Raw genomic sequence first — 5980 nt, forward strand, 5'->3', positions numbered from 1 at the left:
CTGATGGAAGAGAAGGTTTTTCTAATATTTTTCTTCGAAAAGGTTATAGTATATATCTTGTTGACCAACCGGGACGCGGAGAGGCAGGCCAGACTACAAAACCTGTAGGGATATCTGATAAACCTGATGATCAGGCATGGTTTACTCAGTTTCGTATCGGTCGGTATCCTAAATTCTATGATGGGGTACAATTTCCCAAAGACAACCAATCTCTTGAAAATTTCTTTCGTATGATGACTCCTAACACCGGTAACATTGAGGAAACGCAAGTAGTGGATGCTTTGTCGGCAGTATTTAATAAATCGGGTGATGGGATTTTCTTTACCCATTCGGCAGGAGGTATACTGGGCTGGAAAACTGCAATTAAAAATAATCATGTAAAAGCTATTGTAGCTATTGAGCCCGGAGGATTTTGCTTCCCTGAAGGAGAAGTACATGAAAATAATAGGGGAGGTAAGGGCATACCCTTAGATGAATTTTTAAAATTGACTACAATCCCTATTATAATTTTTTACGGTGATTATATTCCCATAGAAAAAACAACAGCCTATTCCGAAAATTTCTGGAGAGATGTACTGGCTACCGCCAATAAATGGGCTGAAATAGTAAATGCTTATGGGGGAGATGTCAGTATTATACATTTGCCGGAAATAGGGATAAAGGGCAATACCCATTTTATTATGTCTGATTTGAACAATCTGACAATAGCCCATTTAATTTCAGATTGGCTAAATGATAAAAAGTTAAATTAAACTATAAATTCTTATTCATGATAAAATTAATAAACATATTGACGATAGTGATGATTTCATCAGTATTATTCTCACAAAATACAAGAATTCCGGTAAAAGGTCTTGCACTTTTTTCTAAAGACGGGCATTTCCAACCGTATGAATTTAGCCGGCATGCAATAGGGGATAACGATATTCTTATTGATATCCTATATTCAGGAATCTGCCATAGCGATATACATATGGGAAGGAGTGAATGGGGAAATACGAAATATCCTTTTGTGGGTGGACATGAAATAGCCGGACGTGTTATACAAATAGGTAAGAATGTTACTAAATTTAAAGTAGGAGATTATGCGGGTATAGGGTGTATAATCAATTCTTGCGGACAGTGTAATAATTGTAAAAACGGATTAGAGCAATTTTGTGAAAAAGGAATGGTAGGCACCTATGGATCTCATGATTATTTTAACAACAATGAAATTACACAAGGAGGATATGCCAACAAATATGTGGTGTCAGCCAATCATGCTATAAAAATTCCTTCCCATGCCGATATAAAAAGAGTGGCCCCGCTTCTTTGCGCCGGAATTACCACTTATTCCCCAATCCATTTTTCCAAAGTAAAGAAAGAGGATAAGGTTGCTGTGGTAGGTTTTGGAGGATTGGGACATTTAGCCGTACAATATTTAGTAGCATTAGGAGCTCAAGTTACAGTATTAGATATTTCAGAAGAAAAAAGAGCAGATGCCATGCGATTGGGAGCGGTGCTATATGTAAATGTTACAAATCTTGAAGAAATAAAGGGTTTTGAAAATCAGTTTAGTTTCATCATTAGTACTGTTCCGGCTAAATACAATCCTGTGATATATATGAAAATGTTAAAAATGGGGGGCGAAATGGCGATCGTTGGTTTACCCTCCTATGAGAATATGCCTCAAATAACATTAGATTCATTTATTTTTAATCCTAATAGAAAGGTGTATGGTTCGTTGATCGGTGGTATAGCAGAAACCCAAGAAATGTTAGATTATTCGGTAGCTAATCATATTTACCCTGAAGTTGAGATTATAAATGCCGACGGACGATCTCTTGATGATGCTTATAATAAAATAGTAGATGGAAAAGTAAAATTTCGTTATGTAATTGATATGAAAACTTTAAAATAAACAAAAATAGTATGAAAAGAAAAAATTATATGACAATATTACTCTTTTTAGTAGGGATATTATTGAATGTTGAAAAATCTTATGCACAACAAAAAAACGATGATAAAAATACTGAAAAAGTACTTATTGATTTATCTCGAAAAAAGTGGAAATGGATGTCGGATAAAAATATAAATTTATTAAACGATCTCTTTCATGAAAAATCTGTATTTGTGCATATGGGAGGAACCATGAATAAAAATCAAGAATTAAATACCATTGAAAACGGAAGCATACATTATAAACAAGCTGAGATAAAAGATATATCTGTACGTTTTGTTGACAATACGGCTATTGTTTTAGATCAAATAGTTCTCACAGCAATTGTTGGGGGTAAAGAAGTGGTCAATCCGTTTATGGTTACAGAAATATACATACATATCGAAAATGAATGGAAATTAGCGGTACTTTCATTTACCAAATTATTAGATAACAATCAGCAAAAAAGATAGCCTTGTTATTGATTTAGTTTGAAATCTAAAGAATAAAATAAATGATTGGAAATAAATAATCAAAAAGCTATGTAGATATGTACAAATAAAAAATTATGACATTTAATAATTAAAATGTAGGATAGTTAGATTGTTAATTTAACTACTTTTAGATAACTTTTCTATTAATTTATCTCTATCTTTTATCATTCTTTCATAAAGTTCAATAACTTTATCAAGAGGATTAAAAGTACAACCGTAGTTATTGAAATTAGCATTATCATTAAAAGTATTAATGTAATTTACTGTTGCTTCATCAGTCATATTCTTAATGGCTTCTACAGGAACTTTCAATGCCTGAGAAACTTTCTCTAATATTTTTTCATCTAATGCTTCTTTTTGTTCATAATCTGAAACAGTTGCTTGGCTAACACCTAAATCAAAAGCTAAAGACTCTTGCTTAATTCCAAGCATTTCTCTTAATCTTTTTATATTTCTTCCCTGATGTACTTTTTTATTAGGTGCTGTATCTGTATTCATAACAAAAGAATTTTAGCAAAAATAAGAAAAATCTGATAAAAAGAGACCTGTATTTTACCAGTAAAAATGTATAATATAAAGGACTTATCAATACGATATAGCTTTATTTTATATTTTTTTGCTTCAAAGTGTTGTGTTATGAGTAAAAAAAGCAAATAACTATGTAAAGAAGCTAAAAATTATCTGGGAGTAATTCGTAAAAATAAGTATGGAAAAATATTGTTTAACTGTAGAAATAGATAGCTATATTGATTTATCTTTTATTAATTGCATTTTATCGGGGAAAAGAAATTAATATTACTAATTAGAGAATTATCTGAAAAATCAAGCAATATAGAATTTAAAGAGCGTGAAATTAATAAACACTTTTTTTATAAAGAACTCTAAAAATCAATCTCTAATTTTTAATAAAGTAGTTATAACTTTTTCTCATTTTCAAATTTCATCTAATTAAATTTCTCGATTTTCTTTCAGGGAGCTAAAAATTAAATCCAATAAATAACATTATTCTTAATGATAAGAAAAATATAAAATATTTGGATTGTTATTTGAATCAAAATAATTTTTTATTTATTAATAATTATAGTTTTTTGAAAGATGTACACTTGATAATAACATTGAAAGATTACAATATGATATCCATACCTTTAAACAGTATCTCGAGTTTTGGAAAAATAAACCTGGTAATTTCTCTTTAATTGAAAGAACCATCTTCGGAGAAGTTAAAACTAAAATGACAAACTTTGGTATAAAAACTGAATTTAATAAATAATTTTTAGAGAGAGTAGGTTTTACATAATTGAAATCGAATAATCTTCGCCAAAGCAACAATCCCCAAGTCCATCGACTTAGGGATGATATACATATCTTATTGTAAGGTCTGATCTTTCACGAATCGCTCAGGATGAATGAATCTTGCCTCTAGTAATGTTAATTCTAAATCAATTACAGAAATAATTTTCTGCAAATAGCAATTTTTTAACGCATTTCCCGCCTGCTTGTACGAAATTTCTGCTTGCAATGACTGGAACTCGATAAGAGTCAAGCTTAAGCTCCTATAGATGAATTGATAATCTTTGTCGGATTAGTTAAGAGAAGCTATTTCTACGATAAAATTTTCATAGTCTAGTTACATTTTTCGGTTTGTTACTTGTTGCGAGTTATTCTTTAGTAAATCGAATAACTCGGCTTTAAGTAGATTATTCATAAGCATAATTTGTTATAGTTACATTTCAGATAAAAATCTATATAACAATTTATTATGTATTAAAAACCGATATCTTATATTTTTAAATATCCTGATTTCATATGTTTATTATTTTTGATTATTTCCATCTTATTTCACAAGGAACCCGTTCGCCATCATCAGAAGAATATTGATTTAAAGAATTATTTTGAGATTGAATTACAATATAGATCATAGTATCATCCGATGAATTGCGCAATCCCCTCTTTGCCGAAGGAGCCACCCTAATAACACTACCTTCTTTTATCGGGAAAGAATCTTCATCTACTTGAAAGTCACCTGATCCTTTTATTATAATATAAGTTTCCTCATTTTCCTTATGGATATGGAAATAAGATAATTCAGTTCTGGGAGGAAGAGTTGAAAATGAAATTTCAGTTCCTGTTGCATTTGTTATATCTTTTAGAAACACTTTTCCTTCAATTTTTTGTTTTGTTTTAGGATGAATAAGATAGTGCTCTGTAAGCTTATCTAATTCTCCGATATTAACTGCTGTATAACCTTCGTTTTTTGAAATAACTTCAATATTTTTCATTTTCATTAATTGTTAGTTTATATTTAAGTAATTAATTTGTTAAACCCAGAATTTAGAATATTTTCTTGTTTTGCTGAGATTATTGAATATCAATGCTACTATCATTAAAACCACTGCTCCTGATAATACAGGATTTATTATAAAGTTCCATGAAGCTCCTCCAGTAATAATTACAAGGGGATCTGCTCCTGCTGGTGGATGTGTAGTTTTAGTCAATTGCATAATAGCAATGGCTAATCCAACACCTAATTACATAGAATACCATTCGTTGCCAAGTAACATCAATATAAGTATCCCAATAATTGATGATATTATATGACCTGACCTCCGATGATATTTCGAGGTTGCGAAAGAGGGCTATCAGGTACACCAAAAGCTAAGACACATGAAGCGCCAAATAGAGCCATAATAAATGGTATAGCTGTTTCTTTTGTCAATAATGAAATAGATGCAATCGCTAGAAATCCTCCAATTCCTGAAAATAATGAAAAGTGGAAATTAACTTTTAAAGGACTTTTCTCTTTACTTATGAACTTCAATAAATATTTTTTCATATTTGTTAAATAAGTTGTGTATATTTCTCTTCTTTATACTTTTTGAGTGCAATATTTAACTTTTAATAATACAAGCTTCAAATAGAAATGATAAAGGCTTTCTTTTTCAGCTATGAAAAATTTAGAAGATCAGTCTTATGTGATTGAATAGTACAAAAAAATTCGGGTGTTATCTGTTTGTATTTTTGTTAACATTTTTAAAAAACAACATTCTCTGAAATTTTCTTCCTCATTCATATATCTTATACATTCAAATATAGATATAACAATTTCAATTATTGCTTCCTTCTCATTTGTGTACTGCTTTAGTCCTTCGAACCTAAATATTCAACGCCAAGTATTCTTTAAATTTGAAATGTTGATAAAAACTTGTCTTTGCCACATTTGCTTTTTCTATTATTTCATTATTACAGCCATGATGATGAAATAATAGTGTTGTTACATTTAAAATTCTTTCCTTTAACGTTATATTTTCTGTATAATTTGAAGTAAAGATAAAACTAATTTATAAATGATAGACAGATTTTTGGGCTATTATTAGAGAGAGATCTAAATTTTAAATCTTAAAGATAGCTGGTAATGTATTGTTTTGTTTTTATACATTGTCTTACCTCCCCCATAAAATCAAGTGTTTTGATTAAGTTGAATAATAATTATCAATATTTTTCAAGTAATATTATTTTAAATGTTGTTGAAAATAAACAAAATGATGTTCAATAGAAAAATGCCAATATA

At 29.7% G+C, this 5980-nt stretch carries 9 protein-coding genes; 3 read left to right on the top strand and 6 right to left on the bottom strand.

Annotated features, from left to right (window positions below):
• The 3 genes from M3Z80_RS08720 to M3Z80_RS08730 all read left to right on the top strand — a co-directional run.
• Positions 1-752 (top strand): alpha/beta hydrolase (locus M3Z80_RS08720; RefSeq protein ID WP_293919225.1); only part of this gene is annotated, 752 nt, incomplete at its 5' end.
• Between the two features lie 17 nt (positions 753-769).
• The gene (locus M3Z80_RS08725; protein WP_293919226.1) at positions 770-1900 is read left to right on the top strand and encodes an NAD(P)-dependent alcohol dehydrogenase; all 1131 of its coding nucleotides are present in this window, start codon (positions 770-772) and stop codon (positions 1898-1900) included.
• A gap of 11 nt (positions 1901-1911) precedes the next feature.
• Positions 1912-2391, top strand: a complete 480-nt coding sequence (locus M3Z80_RS08730) for a nuclear transport factor 2 family protein (RefSeq protein ID WP_293919228.1) — start codon at positions 1912-1914, stop codon at positions 2389-2391.
• A 138-nt stretch (positions 2392-2529) separates the two neighbouring features.
• On the opposite strand, the gene M3Z80_RS08735 is transcribed toward M3Z80_RS08730, so the two are convergent.
• The 6 genes from M3Z80_RS08735 to M3Z80_RS09835 form a co-directional block, all read right to left on the bottom strand.
• Entirely contained in the window at positions 2530-2910 is a 381-nt protein-coding gene (locus M3Z80_RS08735; protein WP_293919230.1) for a helix-turn-helix domain-containing protein, read from the bottom strand.
• 868 nt (positions 2911-3778) lie between these two features.
• A complete protein-coding gene (locus tag M3Z80_RS08740) occupies positions 3779-3955 on the bottom strand; it encodes a hypothetical protein (RefSeq protein WP_293919231.1) in 177 nt (58 codons plus the stop codon).
• 280 nt (positions 3956-4235) lie between these two features.
• On the bottom strand, positions 4236-4691 hold the full coding sequence (locus tag M3Z80_RS08745) for a cupin domain-containing protein (protein ID WP_293919232.1): 456 nt from the start codon (positions 4689-4691) through the stop codon (positions 4236-4238).
• A gap of 39 nt (positions 4692-4730) precedes the next feature.
• Positions 4731-4913, bottom strand: coding sequence for an HPP family protein (locus M3Z80_RS08750; RefSeq protein WP_293919233.1), 183 nt, complete (start codon positions 4911-4913; stop codon positions 4731-4733).
• A gap of 89 nt (positions 4914-5002) precedes the next feature.
• Positions 5003-5230 carry an HPP family protein gene (locus M3Z80_RS08755; RefSeq protein ID WP_293919234.1) on the bottom strand — a complete coding sequence of 76 codons (228 nt, stop codon included), beginning with the start codon at positions 5228-5230 and terminating at the stop codon, positions 5003-5005.
• Between the two features lie 334 nt (positions 5231-5564).
• Complete coding sequence (locus tag M3Z80_RS09835; RefSeq protein WP_366519876.1) at positions 5565-5750, bottom strand: TetR/AcrR family transcriptional regulator; 186 nt, start codon at positions 5748-5750, stop codon at positions 5565-5567.
• Positions 5751-5980: the final 230 nt, after the last annotated feature.

Origin of the sequence: Apibacter sp. (assembly GCF_025291155.1) — a bacterium.
GTDB lineage: Bacteria > Bacteroidota > Bacteroidia > Flavobacteriales > Weeksellaceae > Apibacter.

Excerpts from the sequence above, each read along its gene's own strand:
- M3Z80_RS08725 (WP_293919226.1), top strand. The coding sequence starts at position 770 with ATGATAAAATTAATAAACATATTGACGATAGTGATGATTTCATCAGTA.
- M3Z80_RS08730 (WP_293919228.1), top strand. The coding sequence starts at position 1,912 with ATGAAAAGAAAAAATTATATGACAATATTACTCTTTTTAGTAGGGATA.
- M3Z80_RS08750 (WP_293919233.1), bottom strand. The coding sequence starts at position 4,913 with ATGCAATTGACTAAAACTACACATCCACCAGCAGGAGCAGATCCCCTT.
- M3Z80_RS08745 (WP_293919232.1), bottom strand. The coding sequence starts at position 4,691 with ATGAAAAATATTGAAGTTATTTCAAAAAACGAAGGTTATACAGCAGTT.
- M3Z80_RS08735 (WP_293919230.1), bottom strand. The coding sequence starts at position 2,910 with ATGAATACAGATACAGCACCTAATAAAAAAGTACATCAGGGAAGAAAT.